The following is a 21,985-nucleotide window of genomic DNA, read 5'->3' on the forward strand; positions in this document are numbered from 1 at the left end:
GGGTCCGGCCCGCGCCGGGTGGAGAGCCTGGTCAGGACGACGCCGCCGCGCTCGTGGGATCCGCGGCACCCGCGGTGCCCGTCCGCGCCGCGACCGCCGCGTCGATCCGGGCCTGCGTGCGTGCCTCGCGGCGCCGGCGCGCGCGCAGCACCGCGAGCGCCACCCCGACCAGGACGAGGAGCGTCCCGAGCTGGACCCACGGCAGCGTCCACGCCGCATAGCTCCCGGTCGCCTGGGCCAGCGCGACCTCGACCACGTCGTCGCCCACGACGAGCGGGGTCGTGGTCAGGTCGCCCGAGGCCTTGCCCAGCGGCCAGACGCCGTCGAGCACGACGCTCCCCCTCGTCTCCTGACCGGGCAGCACCTCGCGCTGGGCGGGCGCGACGACGTCGCGAGCGTTCCAGCCGAAGAGGCCGGCTCCCGCGACCTGGGTGTCCGCACCGAGGCGCACGTTGCCCTCGTTCGCGACCGTGTAGTCCACGCGCACCGCACCGGGCGCGAACGGGTTCCAGCTCGGCTCGTACGTCGCGCGGACGTCCGTGAGCGCGAGCACCGGGACCAGGTCGCCCGCCACCCGCAGGTGCAGGCGCGCCCCCACGCGCGTGTCGAACGTGACGGCCCGTCCGTCACCCTCGGGGCGGGCCAGGGCCGCGACGACCCCGGCCGGGTGGTCCCCGGGCGTCGCGTCGGCGGGGACCGCGACCGTGAACGGTACGGTCACCGACGACTCGGCGGCGACCTCGACGCGCTGGGTCGGCCCGGCGGCCTGTCCCTCGCCGAGCGTGATCCACGCGCCGCCGTCGACCGGGGTCGTGCCCGCGGGGAGCAGGTCGAACTGCCCGTCCGCGGTCACGACGCCGTCGCTCGCGTACACGTCGAACGTCGCGGGGTGGTCGCTGAAGTTGGTCACGGTTACGTGGTCGCCCGCCTGCCCGCCGGGGTCGACCGTCAGGCGGAACGACACGCGCCCGTCGGGCCCGTCGGCCGTCGCGGGCTCGACGGCCCACGTGGTCTTCGCGGGACCCGTGTCGGACGCCGCGGTCGCGGACGGGCCGGGGAGTCCGGACAGTGACGCAAGAGCGAGCGCGAGGACGGCTGCGGGCCGGACGGCGCGAGAGAGGACGTTCATCGATGGGCTCCGAGCGGGGGAAGGTGCACGACCCGCTCCGGTCGGCGACCTGCGCGCACGTGGCGCGCGACGCCGTCGGGCGGGCGGACGGACGGGAGGGCGGACGGGTGCGCCGCCGGGAGACGGCCCGTCGGACCCCGGTGCGCCACGAGAGCGCACCGGGGCCCGACGGTTCATGAGTCGACGGTCAGTCGACCGGGAAGAGCGAGACCGTCAGGGCGCCCGCGTAGTCGCCCGCGCGGGTGTCGACGGGGACCTCGAGCGCCAGGTCGGCCGAGACCGTCGTGGTGCCCAGACGCCCTCCCGCCGTCGCGGTCGCGAGCGTGGCCGGTGCCGCGAGGCCCGTGCCGCCGCCCAGGAGCGACGCGACGGGCGAGCCTGCGCTCACGCCGTCCTTGGCCGAGACCAGGCCCGGGGTCCAGCCGAGGTTCTGGGCGCGCAGCGTGCGCGGGCCCGACGTCAGGTCGCTCGACTGGCCCGAGACGGTCCAGCCGCCTGCGCCGACCGTGGCGGCCGCACGCGAGTCGGTCACCGAGACCTCGGGGAGCCGTCCCGCGAAGCGCAGTCGGTCGCCCACGTTCTCGCCACCCGTGAGCGCGACGCCCGCACCGGCGTCCGCGACCGACAGCGTGAGCTTGCCGCCCACCTCGCCCGCCTCGGGCACGGTCGCGAGCAACGGGATGCCGTCCGCGGCGTTCGCGGCCCACAGCTCGTTCGAGACGCGGCCCACGTCGGCGTTGTCGAGGTACGCGCCCCGCACCGGGTCGGTGCCCGTCGCAGTGGCCGCGAGCAGCTCGGAGCCCGGGCCCTTGGCGTACACGGGCACGAGGTGGTTGGTGTGGCCGCCGCTGTTCCAGCTGACCTGCGGGGCGCCGCCCTGCACGCCCTGGACCGGGGTCCAGGCCGGGTTCGCGGCGGGGCCGGAGAGGTAGCCGCACTCGTGGTCGGCCGTGATGACGACGAGGGTCTCGTCCCAGCTCGAGTTCTCCTCGACCCAGTCCACGACCGTCTCGATGGTCCGGTTGAAGTCGACCTGCTCCTCGACCGCGCCCGCGGTGTTGTTGTCGTGCGAGGCCCAGTCGATCGCGCCGCCCTCGATCATCACGAAGAAGCCCTCGTCCGAGGCGTTGGACAGCACGTTGAGCGCGGCGTCCGTCATCTGCGGGAGCGAGGGGACGTTGTCGTTCTGGGGGGCGGTGAAGGGCACGTCGCCCGGCTTCAGGGCCGTGCGGTCGGCCTGGAGCGTGCCCGCGACCTGCGCGGTGCCCAGGACGTGCGTGGGCGTGTCGCCCTCGGCGAGCGCGAGGAAGTCGTCCTTCGACTCGACCAGGTCGAACGCCGACTGGCCGTCGACCAGCTTGGTCCACTCGGTCTCGCCGACGTAGTCGTACTTCGGGGTCGCGCGCTTGTCGCCGTTGTCGTCGTACCAGGGGTTGCCCGCACCGAAGATCACGTTGGCGCCCGAGTCCATCATGTCGGCGGCGATGTCGTGGTAGTTGTTGCGGTGCTCGTTGTGCGCCAGGTAGGACGCGGGCGTCGCGTGGGTCCACGGCACCGAGGTGACGACGCCCGTGGCCTTGCCCAGCTCGAGCGCGCGCTCGGCGACGGTCTTGAGGTCCTCGTGGTTCTCGTCCTGGCCGATCACGTTGTTGAGCGTCTTGACGCCCGTCGCGAGCGTCGTGGCGGCCGCGGCCGAGTCGGTCGAGCTCTTGAGCGGCGCGGAGAAGCTGCTCCAGTTCTGGGCCGGGTCGTACGTGTTGCCGAACTGGTAGGTGGACATCGCGAGGGCGACCGGGAACTCCTGGTACACCTGCGTGCCTGCCTGGCCGGGGACCGGGGTCGAGACGCCGCCGGGCTTCACGGTGGTCTGGTAGGCCGTGCGGCCGTGCTCGAACTGGCTGCCGAGGTCGACCTGGTTGAACCCCATCCCGTCACCGATGAGGTGGATGATGTTCTTCGGTCCCGGCGCCCCGGGGTCGGCGGACGGCGCGGCGAGCGCCGGCGTGGTCGAGGAGATCGCGATACCCGCCGCGAGGACGCCGGTCCCGGCGATCCGCAGCCACTTCATCGGTACACGTGAAGTCATGGTCTCTTCCCTGTCGAGGTCTGGTCCGGTCCGGAGTCGAGTTCCGGCCGGCACGTCAGAGCCAAGCGGTCAGAGGTGGCGAGGGGGTGAACGGCGCAGGGCCACGGGGGGACGGATGGGGTAAATGTCCGTCTCAGCCCGGCGGGTCGCCGGCAGGCGCCGGGGCAGAGCGTGTCGCGGGCGGGCGCGCTGCCTCAGCCCGGCGCGGGCAGGTCGGCGAACCGCACGAGCTGGCCCACGGCCCGCTCGGCGCGCTCGTCGAGCCACGGCATGGGGAAGAGCTCGATCGTCCAGTCCTCCTTGGACGCGAACACGCCCGTGGGCACGATCAGGTCGCCCATGAACGCGAACAGGGGGCGCAGCGCCTGGTCGATCACGAGGGTGTGGCGGGCGGTGCCGCCGGTCGCGGCGAGCAGCACGGGCTTGTCGACCATCGAGAGCGAGTCGACGAGGTCGAAGAAGGACTTGAAGATCCCCGAGTAGGAGCCACGGAACACGGGGGTCGCGACGATCAGCAGGTCGGCCTGCTCGGCGGTCTTGAGCGCGAGCTCGAGCTCCTCGCTGCGCATCCCGATCACGGTCGCGGTCGCGACGTCCTGCGCGTGGTCGCGGACCTCGATCGTGCGGGCGTCGACCTGGACGCCTGCGGCGGTCAGCCGGGCCACGGTCTTGTCGAGCAGCAGGTCGGTCAGGGCGCGCGTGGTCGAGGGGAAGCTGACCCCGCCGGTCACGGCGACGACGCTCAGCGAGCGGGGGGTGGCGGCCGCTCCAGCGGCCGGGGGGCCGACGCTCACGCCTTGCTCCCGTCGCGCGCGGGGATGTCGCCCTGGGCGTCACGGAGCTTGTCGAGCAGGCCCTTGAGGGTCGCGAGCTCGTCGGCGTCGAGGGCCGCGCCCACGTAGGCGCCGATGGTGCGGACGTGCTTGCGCCCGATCTCCTTCTGGAGCCGTGCGCCCTCGGGGGTGAGGCGGACGATCGTGCCGCGTGCGTCGTCGGGCGCGGGGACGCGTTCCACGAGGCCGCGCTGCTCGAGGCGCTCGGCCATGCGGCTGAGCGAGGGCTGGCTGATGAGGACGTACTCGTTGAGGTCGCGCAGGCGGGTGCCGCCCTCGGGGCAGCCGGCGAGCGTGAAGAGCACGTCGTACTCGCGCATCGTCAGCTCTTCCCAGATGTCGTCGGCCTGGAACCGGCGCATGAGCGCGACCTGGGTGCGGAAGAGCGACTCCCAGGTCTCGGCGGCCTCGCGCGTGGTGGCGCGCTCGTGGACGGTGGGGGGTGCGGCGGTGCTGCTGGTCATGTGTCTCTCGATCCTGCGGGGTGCACCGGCCCGACGGCGCCGCTGGCCTCGTCGGCACACGTCACCCGGGTAGATGCGTTCGTATGAACTCGAGCGGTACAACCGACGGGGCGAGAGGTGTATTCCGGGCGCCCCCGGACCTCGGAGCGCGACCTACCTGCCGAGCCGACGCTCGCGCTGCGAGTACGACCGCAGGGCGCGCAGGTAGTCGACCCGGCGGAAGCTCGGCCAGTACGCCTCGCAGAAGTAGAACTCGGCGTGCGCGCTCTGCCACAGCAGGAACCCGCCCAGGCGCTGCTCCCCCGACGTACGGATCACGAGCTCGGGGTCCGGCTGACCCTTGGTGTAGAGGTGCTCCTCGATGTGCTCGACGTCGAGGTTCTCGGCGAGGTCCTGGAGCGAGGCGCCGCTCGCGGCCTGCTCGCTCAGGTAGGACCGCACGGCGTCCGCGATCTCGTGCCGACCGCCGTACCCGATCGCGACGTTGACCTGCAGCCCGTCGACCCCGGCCGTCCGCTCCTCCGCGTCACGCAGCGCCTTGGCGAGGCGCTCGGGCAGGAGGTCGAGGCGGCCCATGACGCGCAGGCGCCAGCGGCCGGTCTCGGCGAGGTCGCACACGGCGTCCTCGATGATGTCGAGCAGCGCGCTGAGCTCCTCGCGCGAGCGCGAGAGGTTGTCCGTCGAGAGCATCCAGAGCGTGACGACCTCGATCCCGAGGTCCTCGCTCCAGGTGAGGAACTCGGCGATCTTGTCGGCGCCGCGACGGTGGCCGGTCGCGGCGGTCTCGCCGAAGGACTTGGCCCAGCGACGGTTCCCGTCGAGGATGACGCCGACGTGGCGCGGCATGGCCTCGCGCGGCAGCGAGGCCGCGAGGCGTCGTTCGTACAGCCCGTAGAGCAGGTGGGGCATGCGCACGTGGGGTCCTTCGCGGTGTGTAATGGATGAGCGGCGACGGGGCCGGGCGGGGCCCGGGAGCGTCGCGCGAGCGACGCGGACGTCGCAGGACGGTCGTCGGTGACGATCGTCGTCGCTCGCCAAACGGTACCGGAGGCAACAGTCCAGATGCCCCGAGGTCCGGTCCTGAAGATGGCTTTGCGCAGGATCTTCACAGTCCCGCGCAACAACCTACGGTGACGTAACTTACGATGGCGTAAGTTGTTCCTGAGCCACGCACGTCGACTCACGCGCACCCCCCGGGTCAGGGACATCCCGTCCGCACGCCCGAACCGCCGACACGAACAGGAGTCTCTTCGTGGCACGACCCTCCGACCGCCCGACCTCCGGCGACACCGTCGAGAACTCGCTGGACTCTGCCGCAGGCGCCGTGTCGAGCGCCGCCGAGAAGGTCGCGGAGGCGATCAAGCCTCGGCTGCGCGGCTGGATCCACGCCGGCACGTTCCCCGTCGCGCTCGTCGCGAGCATCGTCCTGGTGATCCTGGCCCCCCCGGTCGCGGGCAAGGTCGCGTGCGCCGTCTTCGGCCTGAGCGCGTGCCTGCTGTTCGGCACGAGCGCGGTCTACCACCGCGGCACCTGGTCGCCGAAGGTCGCGGGGATCCTGCGCCGGGCCGACCACTCGAACATCTTCCTCATCATCGCGGGCACCTACACCCCGCTCGCGGTGCTGCTCCTGCCGCAGCGGACCGCGACGATCCTGCTGCTCGTCGTCTGGGGCGGCGCCCTGCTGGGGCTCGCCGCGCGCATCATCTGGCTGGGCGCCCCGCGGTGGGTCTACGTACCGATCTACGTCGCGCTCGGCTGGGTCGCGGTCGGATACATGCCGCAGTTCTGGACCACGCCGTCCGGCCCGGCGATCGTGTGGCTCGTCGCGATCGGCGGCCTCGCCTACACGCTGGGGGCGGTGGTCTACGGCCTCAAGCGCCCCAACCCGAGCCCGCGCTGGTTCGGCTTCCACGAGATCTTCCACGTGCTGACCGTCGTGGGGTTCGGGTGCCACTACGCCGCGATCATGATCGCGGCGCTCAACGCCTGAGCCTGGCTGTCGTCCGCTGAGCGCGGAGCAGCTGTCGCGGATCGGCTCGACCTGCGACGGCTGCTCCGCACTCAACGTTCTGGCTGCTCCCGAGGCACGACGACGTAGCGACGGTTCGCGAGGGACGGGTTCGCCTCGCGCACCGCACCCAGGGCGTCGGGGTCGACGTCGGCGGTCCGCAGCCCCGCCCGCTCGTCGAGCTCGAGCCCGACCTGCCCGTCCGGTCCCACGAGCAGCGACCTCCCGGTCACGCCCTTCCCCGCCTGCCCGACGGCGAGCACCACCGACGTGTTCTCGATCGCCCGGGCGCGGGCCAGGGTGCGCCAGTGGTCGGCCTTGAGGTCGCCGGCGGCCCAGGCAGCGGGCACCACGAGGACGTCCGCACCGGCGTCGACCAGCCGGCGTGCCGACTCGGGGAACCGCAGGTCGTAGCAGGTCATGACGCCGAACGTCAGGCCGCCCACGGACATCGTGGTGGGAGGCGCGTCGACCGGGCCCGGCTCGAGCCGGTCCGACTCGCGGTGGCCGAACGCGTCGTAGAGGTGCACCTTGCGGTACACCCCGACCAGGTGACCACCCGCGTCGATCGCGACGACCGCGTTGACGGCACGGGTGGCGCCGGTGCCGGCGCCGGTGCCGGTGCCGGTGAGCGTCGTGCCCGCGATCACCGCGACCCCCGTCTCCGCGGCCCAGCGCTGGAGGGTCGTGACGAACGGGCCGTCGAGCGGCTCGGCGTGCTCGATCCCCACGCCCCGCGGGTCGAAGCCCGAGGCGTACTCGGGAAGCACCAGCAGGTCGGCCTGGAGGCGCTGAGCCTCGGTGAAGGCCGAGCGCACCACGAGCAGGTTCGCCGCGTGGTCGTTCGAGACCTCGATCTGGGCGATCGTGACCCGCACCGGACCACGCGGCGAACGCGTCACGTCAGTCGCCGCCGCCGCCGGAGTCGCCGCCCGAGCTGCTCGAGTCGCTCGAGCTGTCGCTCGAGCCGTCGCTCGGGCCGTCGTTGGAGCGCGAGCCGCGGTCCGAGGGGCCGCCGTCCGACGAGCCCCCCGCTCCGCCGCCGGGGTGGGCCGACCGCTCGTCGTGACGGACCTTGCGGAGCTGCTTGTTCATCGACAGGAACAGCGCGACGCACGCGAGCGCGACCGCGAAGATCGTGAGGAACCCCGGCAGGCCGGGAGAGACGTCGGTCGGCTCGAGGCCCGGGCGCAGCTCACCACCCGTCGGAGCAGGGGACGGTGTCGTCTCGGCCGTCACGCCGGCGGCCCAACCGGGCCCTCCCGCGAGGTGGGACGACAGGTCGACCGTGAGCTGCGGCGTCGGGCTCATGCGTGGCCTTCCTCGGTGCGGATACCGGCGAACAGGTCGTCCTCCGGAAGCGTGGTCGGGACGCGTGACTCGGCGAGCTCGAACTCCTCGATCGGCCACACCGCGACCTCGAGGTCCCGCGGGATCGCGAAGAAGAAGCCGTCCGGGTCGATCTGCGTCGCGTGCGCGATGAGCGCCGCGTCGCGCTGCGGGAAGTACGGGGCGACCTCGACGCGCGTCGTGACCTCGCGCTCGGGGATCTCGCGCGCCGCCCGCGACTCGACCCAGTCGCTGAACGGCGACTCGAGACCGGCGTCCACGACGGCCTCGTGGATCGTGCGGATGCGGTTCATCGAGAAGTCGTGGTTGTAGTACAGCTTGAGCGGCTCCCACACGGGCGCGCCGCCCTCGACCTGGTAGCGCTCCGGGTCGCCCGCGGCGTGGAACGCCTCGAACGCGACCTTGTGGCACATGATGTGGTCCGGGTGCGGGTAGCCGCCGCTCGGGTCGTACGTCGTGATGACGTGCGGGCGGAACTCACGCACCAGCTCGACGAGCGGCGCCGCCGCCTCCTCGAGCGGGACGAGCGCGAAGCAGCCCTCCGGCAGCGGAGGCAGCGGGTCGCCCTCCGGCAGCCCCGAGTCGACGAACCCCAGCCAGCGGTGGCTCACACCGAGCGCCCTGGCCGCCGCCGCCATCTCCGCGCGGCGCAGCTCGGCCATGCCCTCGGGGGTCGAGGGAACCTCACCGAAGCTCGGGTTGAGCACGTCGCCGCGCTCACCGCCCGTGCAGCTCACGACGAGCACCTCGACGCCCTCCGCGGCGTAGCGGGCCGACGTCGCGGCGCCCTTGCTCGACTCGTCGTCAGGGTGCGCGTGGACGGCCATGAGGCGCAGCGGTGCGCCGTCGACCGTCCCGGCCGCCGATGCAGTACGCGGGCGCGCCGTCGATTCGGTCACAGGTCCTCCAGGGGGTACTCCGGGGCGAAGAAGTTCAGAGACAATGATGTCTCATGAGCAGGTAGTCCACCCAACCCCTGGACCTCGATTCACCATGACGAACAGCACTCCCCCGTCGGGAACAACCCCGCAGGTCGGCCCTGACGCGCTCGACGAGCACGAGAACCCGATCGGGCTCGCGCCGCAGACCCCCGCACCGCAGCCGCCCGCGGGCCGCTACGGACCCGCGCCGACGCCCGCCCGCCGTCGCCTCACGATCGCGGGCATCGTCGCCGCAGCGGTCGTCGGCGTCGCGATCACGGTCTGGATCGGGCTCGGGCAGGCCTCGACGCCCGTGCGCTACGACGACTTCGGGTTCAAGGTCGTCAGCTCCGAGCAGATCGACGTGACGTTCCAGGTCTCGATGAAGCCCGGCACCCAGGCCGAGTGCACGATCGACGCACTCGCCGAGAGCTACGCGCAGGTCGGGACGGTCGACGTCGTCGTCGGCCCGAGCGACCAGCTCGAGGGGCGCTACACCGTGAGCGTCGCGACGTCCGAGCTCGCCACGACCGGCATCGTCGAGAGCTGCCGCGCACTACCCTGACGGGGCGACGCACGCTGCGGCTCCCCCGGGCTCGTCCGGGGCAGCCCCAGGGGTGAGGAGCGGTGTGATGCAGCGGACATTTGGTATCCTGAGGGATTCACGCTGCCCCAGAAGCATCAGGTCCAGCGAAACCCGCCACGCGGCGTCGGCGACCGGCCGACGTCACCACCCCGGGCAGGCAGCGGAGTCGCTCTCACCCGCACCCACTGCCTCACCCTGTGCGGTCACGTCCACCGACGTCGACCGCAGGAACGCAAGGAAAGGAAGGAGCGAACCGTGACCGAGACCAGCGTCACCTGGCTGACCCAGGAGGCACACGACAGGCTTCAGGCCGAGTTGGCTCACCTGTCCGGTGCCGGCCGCACCGACATCGCCGAGCGCATCGCTGCCGCCCGCGACGAGGGTGACCTCAAGGAGAACGGCGGCTACCACGCCGCCCGCGAGGAGCAGGCCAAGAACGAGGCGCGCATCCGCGAGCTGACCGCGAAGCTCCGCAACGTGCAGATCGGCACGCCGCCGGACGACGGCAAGGTCGAGCCCGGCATGGTCGTCACCGCGCTCGTGGCCGGCGAGGAGATGTCGTTCCTGCTCGGCTCGCGCGAGATCGCGGGCGGCACGGACATCCGCGTCTACTCCCCGACGTCCCCGCTCGGCGAGGCCATCAACGGCACCTCGATCGGCGACAAGGTCTCGTACGCCGCCCCCAACGGGAACCAGATCCAGGTGGAGATCCTCGCGGCCAAGCCGTTCGAGGCGTGACCCACCGCTGACGCACCGGGCCACCACCGACGGTGGCCGCTCCGCACGGGGAACACGCGTCGGACGCACGCAGGCCCGGGAACCTCAGGGTTCCCGGGCCTGCGTGCGTCCGGGTGCGCCCGCAGGCCCGGGGGCCGGTCCCACCCACCTGCTCGGCAGCCGCCTGCTGATGCCAATCGGCGAGATGCGGTCAACTGGGGTCCTGCGGGCGGATCGACCCCAGATGGCCGCCTCTCGCTGGCGTCGCAACGACACCCAGGAGACACCTGGGCGTCCGTCGTCCACAGGTACCACCCCAGGGCCCCACGGGGACGCACGGATCTGCGACCCTCACCTCGTGCCCAGCGCCCTCGTCCCGCTCCCACCCACCCCGTTTCGTGTGGCCGACGCCCTCGCGGCAGGCAGCACGGCGGACCAGCTCCGTAGTCCGGTGCTGCACGCGCCGGTACGTGGGGTCCGCATGGCGGCCGCATCAGCTCACGACCTCGAGGCGCTCTGCCGGGCCGTCGCCCTGACGTTCCGGCCCGGCGACACGTTCTCTCACCTCACGGCCGCCGCACTCCTCGGGCTTCCCCTGCCGGCCGACCATCGACCGCTCGAAAGGCTGCACGTCTCCAGCACCCACGGGGTCCGCGCCCGGGAGGCGTCACTGCTCGTCGGGCACTCCGGGGCGCTTCTTCGGCACGTGTTCCAGTACCGCCAGCTCCCGGTCACCATCCCTGCCCGCACCTGGTTGGACCTGGGGAGCGCGACGGGTACCGGAGCAAGGGCCGTCCTGACCGCCGAGGACCTCGTCGTCCTGACCGACGCGGTCCTGTCCCTGCGTCACCCGGCCACCTCGCGGCTCGAGCTGGAGCGTGCACTGGCATGGTTCGTCGGCGGACGGGGCACACGGGCTCTGCGCACCGCGCTCGCCGCCGCACGGGCTTTCGTCGACTCTCGCATGGAGACGCGAGTCCGGCTCCTGCTTGTCCGGTCGGGATTTCCGTGCCCGGTGGTCGGCGCTGACCTGTTCGCGGAGGACCAGTGGGTCGCGCGACCGGACATGTGCTGGCCCCAGGCACGCATCGCGATCGAGTACGACGGCGCTCACCACTACTCGTCCCAGCACCAGATGCGCAGCGACGTCGCACGACGGGAGAACATGGAGCGGCTGGGGTGGCGGGTGATCGTGCTCTACTCCCAGGACGTGCTGACAGCATGGGAAGCAACCTGTGGACGGCTGCTCACCGCGTTCGGGGACCAGGGGGTGGACCCGCGCCGTCTCACGGACGCACCTGACACCTCGGTGCGCCCCCGCATCGTCGTTGCCCGGCACTGATTGCCCGACGACCGCGCACTCCGGCAGCCGTCGCCTCCTGTCCAGTGTCCGAGCACGCCGAGATGAGGCCAACCGGGGTCGAGACGGTGCTCGAACCCCAGTTGGCCTCACCTCGACGACAGCTCGTCGAGACGGTGGACGGCGGGCCCGCCGAGCGGCAGCCCGTCAGCCCGTCAGGACCCGGTACCCCGCACCCCGGAGCTGCGCGACGAGCGCCTCGCAGTGCTCCTGGCCCTTCGTCTCGACCTGCATGCGCACCCACGCCTCGCCGATCGCCAGGTGCACGTCGGTGCGGTCGTGGTCGATGTGCATGATCGAGCCGCCGACGCCTGCGATCACGTCGAGCATCTGGGCCAGCGCCCCGGGGCGGTCGTCGAGCAGGACCTGCATCTGCATGTACCGCCCCGCGGCCGCGAGCCCGTGGCGCAGCACGCGCAGCAGGACCAGGGGGTCGATGTTCCCCCCGGACAGGATCGCGACCACCGGGCCGTCGAGCCCGCTCGGGTCCGCGAGCAGCGCCGCGACGCCCGCTGCCCCCGCAGGCTCGACGACGAGCTTGGCCCGCTCGGTGATCATCAGCAGCGCACGGGACAGCTCGTCCTCGGTCACGGTCCGCACCTCGGCGCCCAGCTCGGACACGATCGAGAACGGCACGGGGCCCGGGGTGCCCACCGCGATGCCGTCGGCCATGGTCGAGCGGGCGAGCGACGTCGTCGGGACTCCTGCGGCGAGCGAGCCCGGGTACGCGGCCGCACGCGCGGCCTGGACCCCCACGACCTTGACGTGCGGCGCGACCCCGGCCAGGGCCGCCGCGACCCCCGCGACCAGCCCGCCACCGCCGAGCGGCATGACGACGGTGCGGACGTCGGGCACCTGCTCGAGGATCTCGAGCGCGATGGTGCCCTGGCCCGCGACGACGTCGGGGTGGTCGAACGGGTGGATGAACACCGCCCCCGTGCGCTCGGCCTCGGCCTTGGCGGCAGCGAGGGTCTCGTCGACGTCGACACCCACCAGGCGCACCTCGGCCCCGTACTCGCGCGTGGCGGCGACCTTGGGCAGCGCGGCGTCGACCGGCATGTAGACGACGGCCTGGATACCGAGCAGACCCGCCGCGAACGCGACGCCCTGCGCGTGGTTCCCGGCGCTCGCCGCGACGACGCCCCGCGCCTTCTCCTCGGCCGAGAGCCGGGCCATGCGGATGTACGCCCCCCGGATCTTGAACGACCCCGCGCGCTGGAGGTTCTCGCACTTGAGCACCACGGGCACGCCCGCGACCTGGCTGATCGCGCGGCTCGTCTGGACGGGGGTGCGGTACGCGACGCCGTCGAGCATGTGGGCGGCGTCGCGGATGCTGTCGAGCGTCACGGCGGGCTGAGGGAGGGTCACGCGTCCTCGCCCGTGCTCGCCGCGCTGCCCGACGACGGCGCTCCCCCACGGCGCGTGGCCCTGCGCCCGGTGGTGCGCGCCGAGGCGGGCACCTTCTCGTCGTCGGCGAGGTCGTCCTCGGCACGCCGGACCATGACCGGCAGCACGGGCTTGCCGCGTATCACGAGGGTGTCGTCGGTGCCGAGGTCGGGGAACTTGTCGTGCCCGTTGAGGTACAGGACCACGGTGTTGATCAGGGCCGCGAGCGGCACCGCGAACAGGGCGCCGACGATCCCGGCGGCGAACCCTCCGGCCGCGACCACGAGCAGCACCGCGACGGGGTGCAGCGAGACCGCGTGCCCCATGAGGAACGGCTGGAGCGCGTGGCTCTCGATCTGCTGGACCGCGAGCACGATGCCCAGCATGATGAGCGCCGCGACCCACCCGTTCGCGACGAGCACGACGAGCACCGCGACCGCGCCCGTGACGACGGCACCCACGATCGGGATGAACGAGCCCACGAACACCAGGATGCCCAGGGGCAGCGCGAGCGACGGCACGAAGAACGCCGCACCGACACCGATACCGACCGCGTCGACGAGCGCCACGAGGATCTGGGTGCGCGTGTAGGCGGACAGCGTGACGATGCCGCGACGCCCCGCCTGGTGGATCGCGTCACGCGAACGCGCCGGGAACAGGCCCACGCACCAGGACCAGATCGTCCGGCCGTCGAGCAGGAAGAAGAACGTGCAGAACAGCGCGATCACGGCGCCCGCGGCCACGTGGCCCACGGTCGTCGCCGCGCCCAGCGCCCCGGACACGATGCTGTCCTGGCTCGAGCTGATGAACTTCTCGAGCTCCTTGAGGTAGCCGTCGACCTGCTCCACGCCGATCCCGAACGGCCCCGCCTGCAGCCAGTCCATGAACTCGTTGAAGCCGTCGATCGCCTGCTCCCGCAGCTCCGAGATCCCGCTCACGATCGTGCTGCCCGCGACCGTGACGAGGCCGCCGACGACCAGGAGGAGCCCGAGCAGCGCCGAGATCGACGACAGCCCGCGCGAGAACCGCAGGTGCTTCTCCAGGAACCGACGCACCGGCGTGAGCAGGACCGTGAGCAGCAGCGCGATCGCGACCGGAACGACGATGACCTTGAACAGCCCCGTGACGTACAGGCTCGCCGTGACGAGCGCCCCGATCAGGAGCAGGCGCCACGACCAGGCCGCTGCGGTCTGGATCGACGGCGGCACCGCAGCGGCACCGTGCGGCGTGCCATCACGCAGGCCTGCGCCGACCGCGGCCTTCCCGGCCCCGGCGGTGGCGACCGCTCCTGCCGAGGTGGGCGACGTCGTCGGGCGCGGGGCGTCGGCAGGTACGCCCGCGGCGCGGCCCTTGCGCGCAGCCGCGCTCACGCGAGAGCCCGCGTGAGGTCCGCGATCAGGTCCGCCGCGTCCTCGATGCCGACCGACAGCCGCACGAGGTCGTCAGGTACCTCGAGCGCCGAGCCCGCGACCGACGCGTGCGTCATGCGCCCCGGGTGCTCGATCAACGACTCGACCCCGCCGAGGGACTCCGCGAGGGTGAACACCTGGGTCCGGGCGCAGACCGCGAGCGCCTTCTCCTCGCTCCCCACGCGGAAGGACACCATGCCCCCGAAGCCGCGCATCTGCCGCGTGGCGAGCTCGTGGCCGGGGTGCGACGCGAGGCCGGGGTAGACGACCTCCGTCACCGCGGGGTGCGACGCGAGGAACTCCGCGACCGCGGCCGCGTTGGCAGAGTGCCGGTCCATGCGCACCGCGAGCGTCTTGAGACCGCGCAGCGTGAGCCACGCGTCGAACGGCCCGGCGACCGCGCCCGAGGAGTTCTGGTGGAACCCGACGGCGTCGGCCAGGCCCCGCGTCCCCGCAGGTGACACGAGGTCCCCCGGGAGCTCGGCGCCGTCGGCCACGACGAGCGCTCCCCCGACGACGTCGCTGTGCCCGCCGATGTACTTGGTCGTCGAGTGCACGACGACGTCGGCGCCCAGGCCGATCGGCTGCTGGAGGTAGGGCGTCGCGAACGTGTTGTCGACCACGAGCGTCGCGCCGTGCTCGTGCGCGACCTGCGCGAGGGCGGCGATGTCGCTCACGCCCAGCAGCGGGTTGGTGGGCGTCTCGACCCACAGGACCTTCGTGCGGCCGGGCTGGACCGCGGCCCGCACTGCGTCGAGGTCCGTCAGGTCCACGGCCGTGTGCTCGATGCCCCACGGACCGAAGACCCGTGCGACCAGGCGGTACGTGCCGCCGTACGCGTCGTCGGGCACCAGGACGTGGTCGCCCGGGCGCAGCGTCGCCCGCAGGAGCGTGTCCTCCGCCGCGAGGCCCGATGAGAACGCGAACCCGCGCGCCGGCTCGGCGCCCGCGGGCGTCTCGACGGCGCCGAGCGCCTCCTCGAGCGCGGTACGGGTGGGGTTCGCGGACCGGGAGTACTCGTACCCCCCGCGCAGACCGCCGACGCCGTCCTGCTTGTAGGTGGAGACCTGGTAGATCGGGGGCACGACGGCCCCCGTCGTCGCGTCCGGGTCCTGTCCCGCGTGGATGGCGCGGGTCGCGAAGCCGGTGCTCGACCAGTCAGGGTGGGAGGGAGTGCTCGCGCTGCTCATCCTGTGAGCCTACGTGCCCACGGGCCGCGCGTTCCTGCGGAACACGACGGTTCTCGCAGAGCGGATGTGGACATTTCGCGCGGACCGTCGGGAGGGGACGGTTCCTGGGGCGCCCGGGGAACAGGCGACGACGGCGAGGTGTTGCCCAGGTGTCGGCTACAGGTGGAGGTAAAGATGTTCGAGTCGTTGTTCGGGTCCTCGATGAAGACCCAGATGGTCGCGCCCGAGAAAGCGCTCGCCGGGCGGGACCAGCCCGTGCTCCCCACCGCCCGCCCGCACACCGTGCTCGGGACGTCGATCACCGGGCCCTGGCCCGAGGGGACCCGCGTGCTGTACCTCGCGATGGGCTGTTTCTGGGGGGCCGAGGAGATCTTCTGGCAGGTGCCGGGAGTGATCTCGACCGCCGTCGGCTACATGGGCGGCACCACCCCCAACCCCACGTACGAGGAGGTCTGCACCGCGCGGACCGGGCACACCGAGACCGCGCTCGTCGCGTACGACCCGTCGGTCGTGAGCGAGGAGGAGCTGCTCAAGATCTTCTGGGAGCGCCACGACCCCACGCAGGGCTACCGGCAGGGCAACGACGTCGGCACCCAGTACCGCTCGGCGGTCTACTGGACGACGCCCGAGCAGGAGGCCGCGGTCCGCGAGACCGAGGAGCGGTACCAGAAGGTCCTGACCGCACGCGGGCTCGACCCCATCACCACCGAGGTCGCGCCGGCCGAGGGCCGCACGTTCTACTACGCCGAGGACTACCACCAGCAGTACCTCGACAAGAACCCCAACGGGTACCGCTGCCACGCGACGACGGGCATCCCGTTCCCCGACGCGGCGTGACGCTGGCCTGAGCGGCCCCGCCAGGCTGAGCGGCCCCGCCAGGCTGAGCGGCCCCGCCAGGCTGAGCGGCCCCGCCAGGCTGAGCGGCCCCGCCAGGCTGAGCGGCCCCGCCGAGAAGTGAGTAGGTGCCCCTGATCCGGCCGGATCAGGGGCACCTACTCACTTCTCGGCGGGTCGGCGCTCCGCAGACGAGGCGCGAGGCCCCCGTCAGCGGGTCAGCGGGTCAGCACGTCAGGCCCGAGCCCGGCGCGACGCCCAGGATCGCCGTGATCTTCTGATAGCGGTCGACCCGGCTCTGGACCGACGCCGGGTTGCCGCCGTTGCACTCGAGCGCCCCGTTGAGCGAGTTGATCGTCTGGCCGAACCCTGCGCTACCGATCATCGCCTCGTGCGACGTCATGACGCCCGGACCGTTCTGCGTGTTCCAATACCAGAGGGCCGTCTGCCAGGCGATCGACGGGTCCTGCTCGACGAGCCACGGGTTGTTGAGCAGGTCGATGCCGAGCGCGTCACCGGCCGCCTTGTAGTTGAAGTTCCAGCTGAACATGATCGGACCACGGCCGTAGTAGGCCTTCTGCCCGGCCGGGCAGCCGAACGGCTGCGAGTAGTCGCACTTGATCCAGTAGTTCGCCTCGTTGATCTCCTTGACGTACCGCAGGCCGACCGACTCGAAGTCGGCGTGCGTCAGGAACGCCGCCGCCTCCTGGGTCCGGGTCGTCTCGGTGCCCGTGTTGGCGAACCTCGGGTACGCCGCCAGGGCGTCGACGAGGCCCTGGTAGGTGTAGAACGCGTTGCGCTTCGGGAAGATCGCGTCGAACTCGGCCTCGCTGATCACGAAGTCGGACGTTCCCCCCTGACAGGCACCCTTGTCCGCCCAGACGGTCGTGGCGCCGGGGTTCTCGCGCTGCGTCCACCACTTCGCCGTGAAGTTGCGGCCGTGGTGGGAGACCGTGGCCCCGCCCTGGTACGAGCTGGTCTCGCTCCACGTCGCGGCGCACGGGTTCGCGGGCGCTGCGGTGGCGACCGTGAGCGGTGCTGCGGCGGGCAGCGCGACGGCGCTCGCCGGCACGGCGGCTGCGGTCGCGACGACCGCGCCCACGAGCCCGGCCGCGATCATCGCGGCTCCACGGCGCATGCCGGAGACAGTTCTCTTGCCAAACATGTGAGCCCCCATTTTGCTCATCGTTGAACAATCCTTGTGAACGGCTGGCGCCGCGGGTGACAAAGTAGCGATGCGCACAAATGTCAGCAACTCGAACAAACTGCCTGCTCGCGCAGTGCCCGTGCACGTCCGGGCACTCCGCGGCGACGCGGGTCCGCCGAGGGTGGCTCCGTCGGCAGGTGCCTGCGCCCCCTTCGGGGGTGAGTCACCCTCAGCGGTGGGCCAGGGCCCGCTCGTCCGCCCCTGCCCGCACCTCCGGCGCGAGCAGCAACCGGCCCAGGGCCTCGTTGCGGCACAGCACCGCCAGCCCTGCGGCAGCCGGCCCGCGCAGCGCCAGGACGAGCGCCACGACGACGCACACCCCGACCGTCGCACCGGCGACGACGTCGTGCGGGAAGTGGACCCCCTGCACCAGACGCGCCGCCCCCGTGACGACCGCGAGGACCACGGGCGCGACGACCATGACCCGGTGCGGCGGGAGGCGACGGGCATGCGGGAACCGGAGCGCCGTCGTCGTGCCGAGCGAGTCCCGCGGGCGGCCCGTGGCGAGCGCCGTGAGCACCACGGACGTCGCGAGCGCGAACGCGATGGTCGTGTGGTTGCTCGGGAACGACCAGTCCCCCGCGGCAGGACAGTGCGCGATCTCGATGAGGTCCCAGCACCCGCGGGGCTGCTGGACGATCGTCTTGGCGACCTCGGACGTCGCGTACGCGACCACGGCCCCGGCACCTCCGACGAGCGCCGTCGCGACCGCGACGAGCCCCGCCCCGCGCGCCTGCCAGGCCGCGAGCAGCCACAGCAGCGCGAGCACGATCACGCCGGCCTCGGCGACCAGCTCGACCCCGGGAAGGTCCGCGGTCCGGGCCGTCACGGCGAGGTAGAGCTCGGTGCTGGGCCCGCGCAGGAGCAGCAGGGCCGGCACGACGACGGCGGCCGCGAGCAGCCAGAGCAGGGCCAGGAGCAGGGACGATCTGGGGGACTTCACCCCGGAATGGTACGGAGGTGAACGGCCGATGAACATCAGACCGCGGTCGGACCCCGACACCTCCCGGCGTCCCCCTCGCGGCCCACACCCCGCCTTCACGTCCGTCCCCGTGGCAGGGTGGGGCGCGTGACCGACGCCCGCACCGCCGCGACGCCCGACGCCCCCCGCGCGCCCGCCCGCACGACCACCCTGCGCCTGCTGGCCGCGGCGCTGGTGTGCGGTTCGGCGGTCCTGCTGTTCGCGGTGCACGTCCGACCGCTCGGGTACGTGCCGCTCGTCGGCGGTGTCCTGCTGGGGCTCCTGGTCGACCGGCGGCTCGGGCGCGACCTGCTGCTGATCGCGCTCGGCATGGGCATCATCAGCACCATCCCGCTCGCGGCGGACCTGAGCGACGCCGGGATCGCGCGCTTCGCCGTCGTGCTCTCGCTCGCGGTGCTGGTCCCGTGGGCCGTCTCGCGCTACGTCTATCGCGACGACGCGATCCGGTTCCCGGTCCGCACGGGCAGGCGCTGGAACCGCACCCAGATCGTGTACCTGCTGGTCGTGCTCGTCGCGGGCTACCTGATCCTGCCCGCGTACTTCATCGGGTCCGGCTCGTACCAGAACTGGCCCGCGATCGAGACGCCGCAGGAGATCGCGCGACTGTTCGTAGGCGTCAATGCCGTGGGGATCTGGGACGAGCTGTTCTTCGTGTGCGTCGTGTTCGCGCTGCTGCGCCGCCACTTCGCGCTGTGGCCTGCGAACCTCCTGCAGGCCGCCGTGTTCGTGTCGTTCCTGTGGGAGCTGGGCTACCGCAGCTGGGGGCCGCTCCTGACGATCCCGTTCGCGCTGGTCCAGGGCTGGATCTTCGCGCGCACCAAGTCGCTCACGTACGTGGTGTGCGTGCACCTGCTGTTCGACGCGATCGTGTTCGCGGTCCTGGTGCACGCGCACCATCCGGAGCTGTTCGACGTGTTCGTCACGGGCGGGCGCTGAGGCGCCCGCCCGAGGTCATGCCCAGCGCGGGTCAGGGTGTCGCGTCCTGGTCGAGCGGCGGGACGTAGAACGCGGTGGTCGCGGCGGCGGCGGCCTCGGCCGCCGACGGGTCCGCGCCCGACGCCTCGTGCGCGCCGCGCCAGAGCTGGGCGCTGGCGGTCTGGAGCGCACGCATCTCGGGGCTCGTCTCGAGCGTGGCCGGGTCGCCCAGGTCGACGCCCGCGAGGTGCGCGGCGAGCCCGACGAGCGCGAGGTCCCAGCCGACGCCGACGGCCCCGGGGCCGAACTGGTCCCAGAACTCGGGCGGCACGACCGCGACGTGCTCGAGCGTGAGCTCGGTGGCCCCGCCGTCGGCGGGCGCCAGGCGGAGCTCGACCGTGCTCCGGTCGTCCTCGCTCATGCCCCAGGTCACGAGGAACCGGTGCGGCGGTTCGCACTCGCGCACCTCGCCGCCCGCGTTGCCCTGGAGCTGGTAGCGCCCTCCGAGGCGCAGCTCGCCGGTCACGGGCAGGAACCAGCGGGCGATGCGCTCGGCGTCGGTGCACGCGTCCCAGACGTCCTCGACCGGGGCGTCGTAGGTGCGGCTCAGCAGCACGACGCGGGCGTCGTCGCGCCCGCCGACGGTGCGGCGGGCCTTGTCGATCTCGGAGCTCAGGTCGAACGTCATCTCGTGGCCTCCTTCGCGGGGACCGGTCGCGGGTCTGCGGCCGGGGCGGTGCGGGAAACGTCCGGGGACGAGGCGGCCCGACGGCGGGTGCGGCGCCCGCGGGCGAGCTCGGTGCCCAGCGCGTCGAGGCGCTGGTCCCAGAACCGCCGGAGGTCGTCGAGCCAGTCGTCGACCTCGTCGAGCGCGCCGGGGTCCAGGGCGTAGAGCCTGCGGGTGCCGGCTGCCTGGACGGTCGCGAAGCCGTTCTCGCGCAGGACCTTCAGGTGCTGGGAGACTGCGGGCTGGCTGATCCCGAACTCGTCGCGGATCACGGCTGCGAGGTCTCCGGCGAACGTCTCGCCGCCGGACAGCAGCTCGAGGATCCGTCGCCGGACGGGGTCGCCGAGGACGTCGAACGCTTCCATCCGTCGATCTTTCACCTGCGGCTTATATAAGTCAAGAGTGAAGGAACTAGCGCCCCTTCTTGCGGCCCTTCATCGACTGCGACTTGCCGAGCCGCTTCGCGACGGACTTGCCCGACTTCTTGCCGCCCTTGGGTGCCTGCTTCGCGCCGCTGCGCGCCGCGCTCGCGGTCCTCGTCCCCTTCGTGGCCTGCCCGGCCTTCCCGCCGCTCGTGGCGCCCGACGGCGAACGCCCGTCCGCCTTCCTGCTCGCCTCGGGCGCGGGAGGGGTGGGGCCCGCGACGCCGCGCGAGCTGTTGGCCGTGCGGCCGCGCACGATCCCGATGAACTCCTCGACGAGGTCCGACTTCTCCTCGGTCACCCATCCGAGCGCGACGGGCGCCTCGGGTCCCCCGTCGAGGGTCCGGTACGTCAGGTCCTTGCGGTGGTGCAGGCGTGCGAGGGACTGCGGCACGACCAGCAGCCCGATCCCCGCCGCGACGAGCTCGATCGCGTCGGCCGTCGTCGCGGGGCGCTCCAGGGCAGGCTTGCCGGGCAGGACAGGGGCCGCCTCGTCGTCGGCAGCCGAGCCCGCGGCAGGGTCCGCCCAGCCCAGCACGTCGTCGAGCGGGTGCAGCACGACCTCGTCCGCGAGGTCCGCCACGGTGAGCGCTTCGTCACTCTCGAGGGCCGCGAACACGTGGTCGCGCGGGACCACGACGACCGGCACCTCGGTGTACATCGCGATGTGGCTCAGCCCCTCGCTGCGCACGGGGCGACGCAGGATCGCGACGTCCGCTCCGCCGTCGTGCAGGAGGGCCTCCACCTGCGAAGCCGGGACGGCGAGCGCCTCCAGGCGCACGTCGGGGACCCGGTCGATCCACGTCCGCACCCACTTCGAGGGCGTCACGCCCGGGACGTACGCGAGGCGGAACCCGGGGGTCTGCGCGTCGGTGACGTCCTCGGCCGGTCGGTCGGCGTCGTGCTCGGCGCTGCGCGCAGTCTCTTCCACCCCACAACCCTAGCCGCCCCAGGACAAGGAAACGGGGCCGGGACCGATACCCTGGGACCATGAGCACCCCGCACTCCTCCCAGACCATGAAGCCCGCGACCGCGGCGAAGAAGCTCGGGGTGTACCTTCCCGCCACTCCCCCGGAGTTCCAGGAGGGGACCATCACGCGCGGCCGGCTCGAGGAGCTCGAGACCAACCCGCCCGAGTGGCTCGTCGACCTGCGCCGCAACGGTCCCCACCCGCGCCCCGTCGTGGCCGGCCGCCTCAACGTCTCGATCGCGGGCCTCGCCCGCGGCGGCGTCGAGGAAGCGCTGACCACCGAGCAGATCAACGAGCTGCGCGAGGACCCGCCGGCGTGGCTCGTGCGCGAGCGCGAGATCCAGGCAGAGGTCCGCGCCGAGGAAGAGCGCATCAAGGCGCGCGACCTCAAGAAGGCCAAGAAGGTCGCCCGTGCGAACCGCGAGGCCGAGCAGGCCGAGCAGAAGGCGCCGTCGGCCGAGTGACGCCGCGTGGCGCCCGGTGGGGCGCC

23 protein-coding genes are annotated in these 21,985 nt (G+C 72.6%); 7 read left to right on the plus strand and 16 right to left on the minus strand.

From position 1 onward, the window contains the following. Positions 1 to 31: 31 nt before the first annotated feature. The 5 genes from JOD48_RS19935 to JOD48_RS15530 all read right to left on the minus strand — a co-directional run bounded on the left by JOD48_RS19935 (position 32) and on the right by JOD48_RS15530 (position 5,427). Positions 32 to 1,129, minus strand: coding sequence for a WxL protein peptidoglycan domain-containing protein (locus JOD48_RS19935; protein WP_204809709.1), 1,098 nt, complete (start codon positions 1,127 to 1,129; stop codon positions 32 to 34). Positions 1,130 to 1,316: 187 nt separating this feature from the next. Beyond that, positions 1,317 to 3,215: an alkaline phosphatase gene (locus tag JOD48_RS15515; protein WP_204809710.1), complete on the minus strand. Its 1,899-nt coding sequence runs from the start codon at positions 3,213 to 3,215 to the stop codon at positions 1,317 to 1,319. 194 nt (positions 3,216 to 3,409) lie between these two features. Continuing rightward, positions 3,410 to 4,009, minus strand: a complete 600-nt coding sequence (locus JOD48_RS15520; protein WP_204809711.1) for a CE1759 family FMN reductase — start codon at positions 4,007 to 4,009, stop codon at positions 3,410 to 3,412. Beyond that, positions 4,006 to 4,512, minus strand: a complete 507-nt coding sequence (locus tag JOD48_RS15525; RefSeq protein WP_204809712.1) for a MarR family winged helix-turn-helix transcriptional regulator — start codon at positions 4,510 to 4,512, stop codon at positions 4,006 to 4,008. Before JOD48_RS15525 ends, JOD48_RS15520 begins: the two co-directional genes overlap by 4 nt. Before the next feature lie 153 nt (positions 4,513 to 4,665). Next, on the minus strand, positions 4,666 to 5,427 hold the full coding sequence (locus JOD48_RS15530; protein WP_191790934.1) for an isoprenyl transferase: 762 nt from the start codon (positions 5,425 to 5,427) through the stop codon (positions 4,666 to 4,668). 337 nt (positions 5,428 to 5,764) lie between these two features. Here JOD48_RS15530 and trhA point away from each other — a divergent pair, with 337 nt between their 5' ends. After that, on the plus strand, positions 5,765 to 6,502 hold the full coding sequence (gene trhA / locus JOD48_RS15535) for a PAQR family membrane homeostasis protein TrhA (RefSeq protein ID WP_204809713.1): 738 nt from the start codon (positions 5,765 to 5,767) through the stop codon (positions 6,500 to 6,502). Between the two features lie 71 nt (positions 6,503 to 6,573). Here the strand turns inward: trhA and JOD48_RS15540 are convergent, their stop codons facing one another. From JOD48_RS15540 to mca, 3 genes are read right to left on the minus strand one after another with little or no spacing between them, the layout of a single operon-like run. Beyond that, entirely contained in the window at positions 6,574 to 7,422 is an 849-nt protein-coding gene (locus JOD48_RS15540; protein WP_307824190.1) for a carbon-nitrogen hydrolase family protein, read from the minus strand. 1 nt (position 7,423) lies between these two features. Next, a complete protein-coding gene (locus tag JOD48_RS15545) occupies positions 7,424 to 7,831 on the minus strand; it encodes a hypothetical protein (protein ID WP_204809714.1) in 408 nt (135 codons plus the stop codon). Then, entirely contained in the window at positions 7,828 to 8,697 is an 870-nt protein-coding gene (gene mca / locus JOD48_RS15550; protein WP_191791079.1) for a mycothiol conjugate amidase Mca, read from the minus strand. The genes JOD48_RS15545 and mca overlap by 4 nt, the downstream gene beginning before the upstream one ends. A gap of 166 nt (positions 8,698 to 8,863) precedes the next feature. Between mca and JOD48_RS15555 the strand changes: the two genes are divergently transcribed. From JOD48_RS15555 to JOD48_RS20220, 3 genes are all read left to right on the plus strand, one after another. Next, a complete protein-coding gene (locus JOD48_RS15555) occupies positions 8,864 to 9,355 on the plus strand; it encodes a DUF4307 domain-containing protein (RefSeq protein WP_204809715.1) in 492 nt (163 codons plus the stop codon). A 276-nt stretch (positions 9,356 to 9,631) separates the two neighbouring features. Next, complete coding sequence (gene greA / locus JOD48_RS15560; protein ID WP_191790938.1) at positions 9,632 to 10,114, plus strand: transcription elongation factor GreA; 483 nt, start codon at positions 9,632 to 9,634, stop codon at positions 10,112 to 10,114. A 337-nt stretch (positions 10,115 to 10,451) separates the two neighbouring features. Continuing rightward, positions 10,452 to 11,435 carry a DUF559 domain-containing protein gene (locus JOD48_RS20220; protein WP_204809716.1) on the plus strand — a complete coding sequence of 328 codons (984 nt, stop codon included), beginning with the start codon at positions 10,452 to 10,454 and terminating at the stop codon, positions 11,433 to 11,435. Between the two features lie 165 nt (positions 11,436 to 11,600). On the opposite strand, the gene ilvA is transcribed toward JOD48_RS20220, so the two are convergent. The 3 genes from ilvA to JOD48_RS15580 are packed head-to-tail and all read right to left on the minus strand — an operon-like array spanning position 11,601 to position 15,438. Next, on the minus strand, positions 11,601 to 12,767 hold the full coding sequence (ilvA, locus tag JOD48_RS15570; RefSeq protein WP_239528080.1) for a threonine ammonia-lyase: 1,167 nt from the start codon (positions 12,765 to 12,767) through the stop codon (positions 11,601 to 11,603). A gap of 50 nt (positions 12,768 to 12,817) precedes the next feature. Continuing rightward, entirely contained in the window at positions 12,818 to 14,209 is a 1,392-nt protein-coding gene (locus JOD48_RS15575) for an AI-2E family transporter (RefSeq protein ID WP_307824191.1), read from the minus strand. Further along, a complete protein-coding gene (locus JOD48_RS15580; protein ID WP_204809718.1) occupies positions 14,206 to 15,438 on the minus strand; it encodes a cystathionine gamma-synthase in 1,233 nt (410 codons plus the stop codon). The genes JOD48_RS15575 and JOD48_RS15580 overlap by 4 nt, the downstream gene beginning before the upstream one ends. Positions 15,439 to 15,612: 174 nt before the next feature. Between JOD48_RS15580 and msrA the strand changes: the two genes are divergently transcribed. After that, positions 15,613 to 16,275 carry a peptide-methionine (S)-S-oxide reductase MsrA gene (gene msrA, locus JOD48_RS15585; protein WP_138823262.1) on the plus strand — a complete coding sequence of 221 codons (663 nt, stop codon included), beginning with the start codon at positions 15,613 to 15,615 and terminating at the stop codon, positions 16,273 to 16,275. 223 nt (positions 16,276 to 16,498) lie between these two features. Here the strand turns inward: msrA and JOD48_RS15590 are convergent, their stop codons facing one another. Together JOD48_RS15590 and JOD48_RS15595 are read right to left on the minus strand one after the other, a co-directional pair. Further along, positions 16,499 to 17,410, minus strand: a complete 912-nt coding sequence (locus tag JOD48_RS15590; RefSeq protein ID WP_239527430.1) for a glycoside hydrolase family 19 protein — start codon at positions 17,408 to 17,410, stop codon at positions 16,499 to 16,501. Positions 17,411 to 17,648: 238 nt separating this feature from the next. Then, positions 17,649 to 18,422 (minus strand): phosphatase PAP2 family protein, encoded by a 774-nt coding sequence (locus JOD48_RS15595; protein WP_204809719.1) that lies wholly within the window; start codon positions 18,420 to 18,422, stop codon positions 17,649 to 17,651. A gap of 189 nt (positions 18,423 to 18,611) precedes the next feature. Here JOD48_RS15595 and JOD48_RS15600 point away from each other — a divergent pair, with 189 nt between their 5' ends. After that, positions 18,612 to 19,397, plus strand: a complete 786-nt coding sequence (locus tag JOD48_RS15600; RefSeq protein WP_225227146.1) for a CPBP family intramembrane glutamic endopeptidase — start codon at positions 18,612 to 18,614, stop codon at positions 19,395 to 19,397. A gap of 31 nt (positions 19,398 to 19,428) precedes the next feature. Here the strand turns inward: JOD48_RS15600 and JOD48_RS15605 are convergent, their stop codons facing one another. From JOD48_RS15605 to JOD48_RS15615, 3 genes are read right to left on the minus strand one after another with little or no spacing between them, the layout of a single operon-like run. Beyond that, positions 19,429 to 20,064: an SRPBCC family protein gene (locus JOD48_RS15605; RefSeq protein ID WP_204809720.1), complete on the minus strand. Its 636-nt coding sequence runs from the start codon at positions 20,062 to 20,064 to the stop codon at positions 19,429 to 19,431. Further along, complete coding sequence (locus JOD48_RS15610; protein ID WP_204809721.1) at positions 20,061 to 20,468, minus strand: ArsR/SmtB family transcription factor; 408 nt, start codon at positions 20,466 to 20,468, stop codon at positions 20,061 to 20,063. The genes JOD48_RS15605 and JOD48_RS15610 overlap by 4 nt, the downstream gene beginning before the upstream one ends. A 46-nt stretch (positions 20,469 to 20,514) precedes the next feature. Next, positions 20,515 to 21,456, minus strand: coding sequence for a LysR family substrate-binding domain-containing protein (locus JOD48_RS15615; protein WP_204809722.1), 942 nt, complete (start codon positions 21,454 to 21,456; stop codon positions 20,515 to 20,517). A gap of 59 nt (positions 21,457 to 21,515) precedes the next feature. Between JOD48_RS15615 and JOD48_RS15620 the strand changes: the two genes are divergently transcribed. Continuing rightward, the gene (locus JOD48_RS15620; RefSeq protein ID WP_204809723.1) at positions 21,516 to 21,959 is read left to right on the plus strand and encodes a DUF5997 family protein; all 444 of its coding nucleotides are present in this window, start codon (positions 21,516 to 21,518) and stop codon (positions 21,957 to 21,959) included. The last annotated feature ends 26 nt before the right edge of the window (positions 21,960 to 21,985 follow it).

It is taken from the genome of Oerskovia paurometabola (assembly GCF_016907365.1).
Classification (GTDB): domain Bacteria; phylum Actinomycetota; class Actinomycetes; order Actinomycetales; family Cellulomonadaceae; genus Oerskovia; species Oerskovia paurometabola.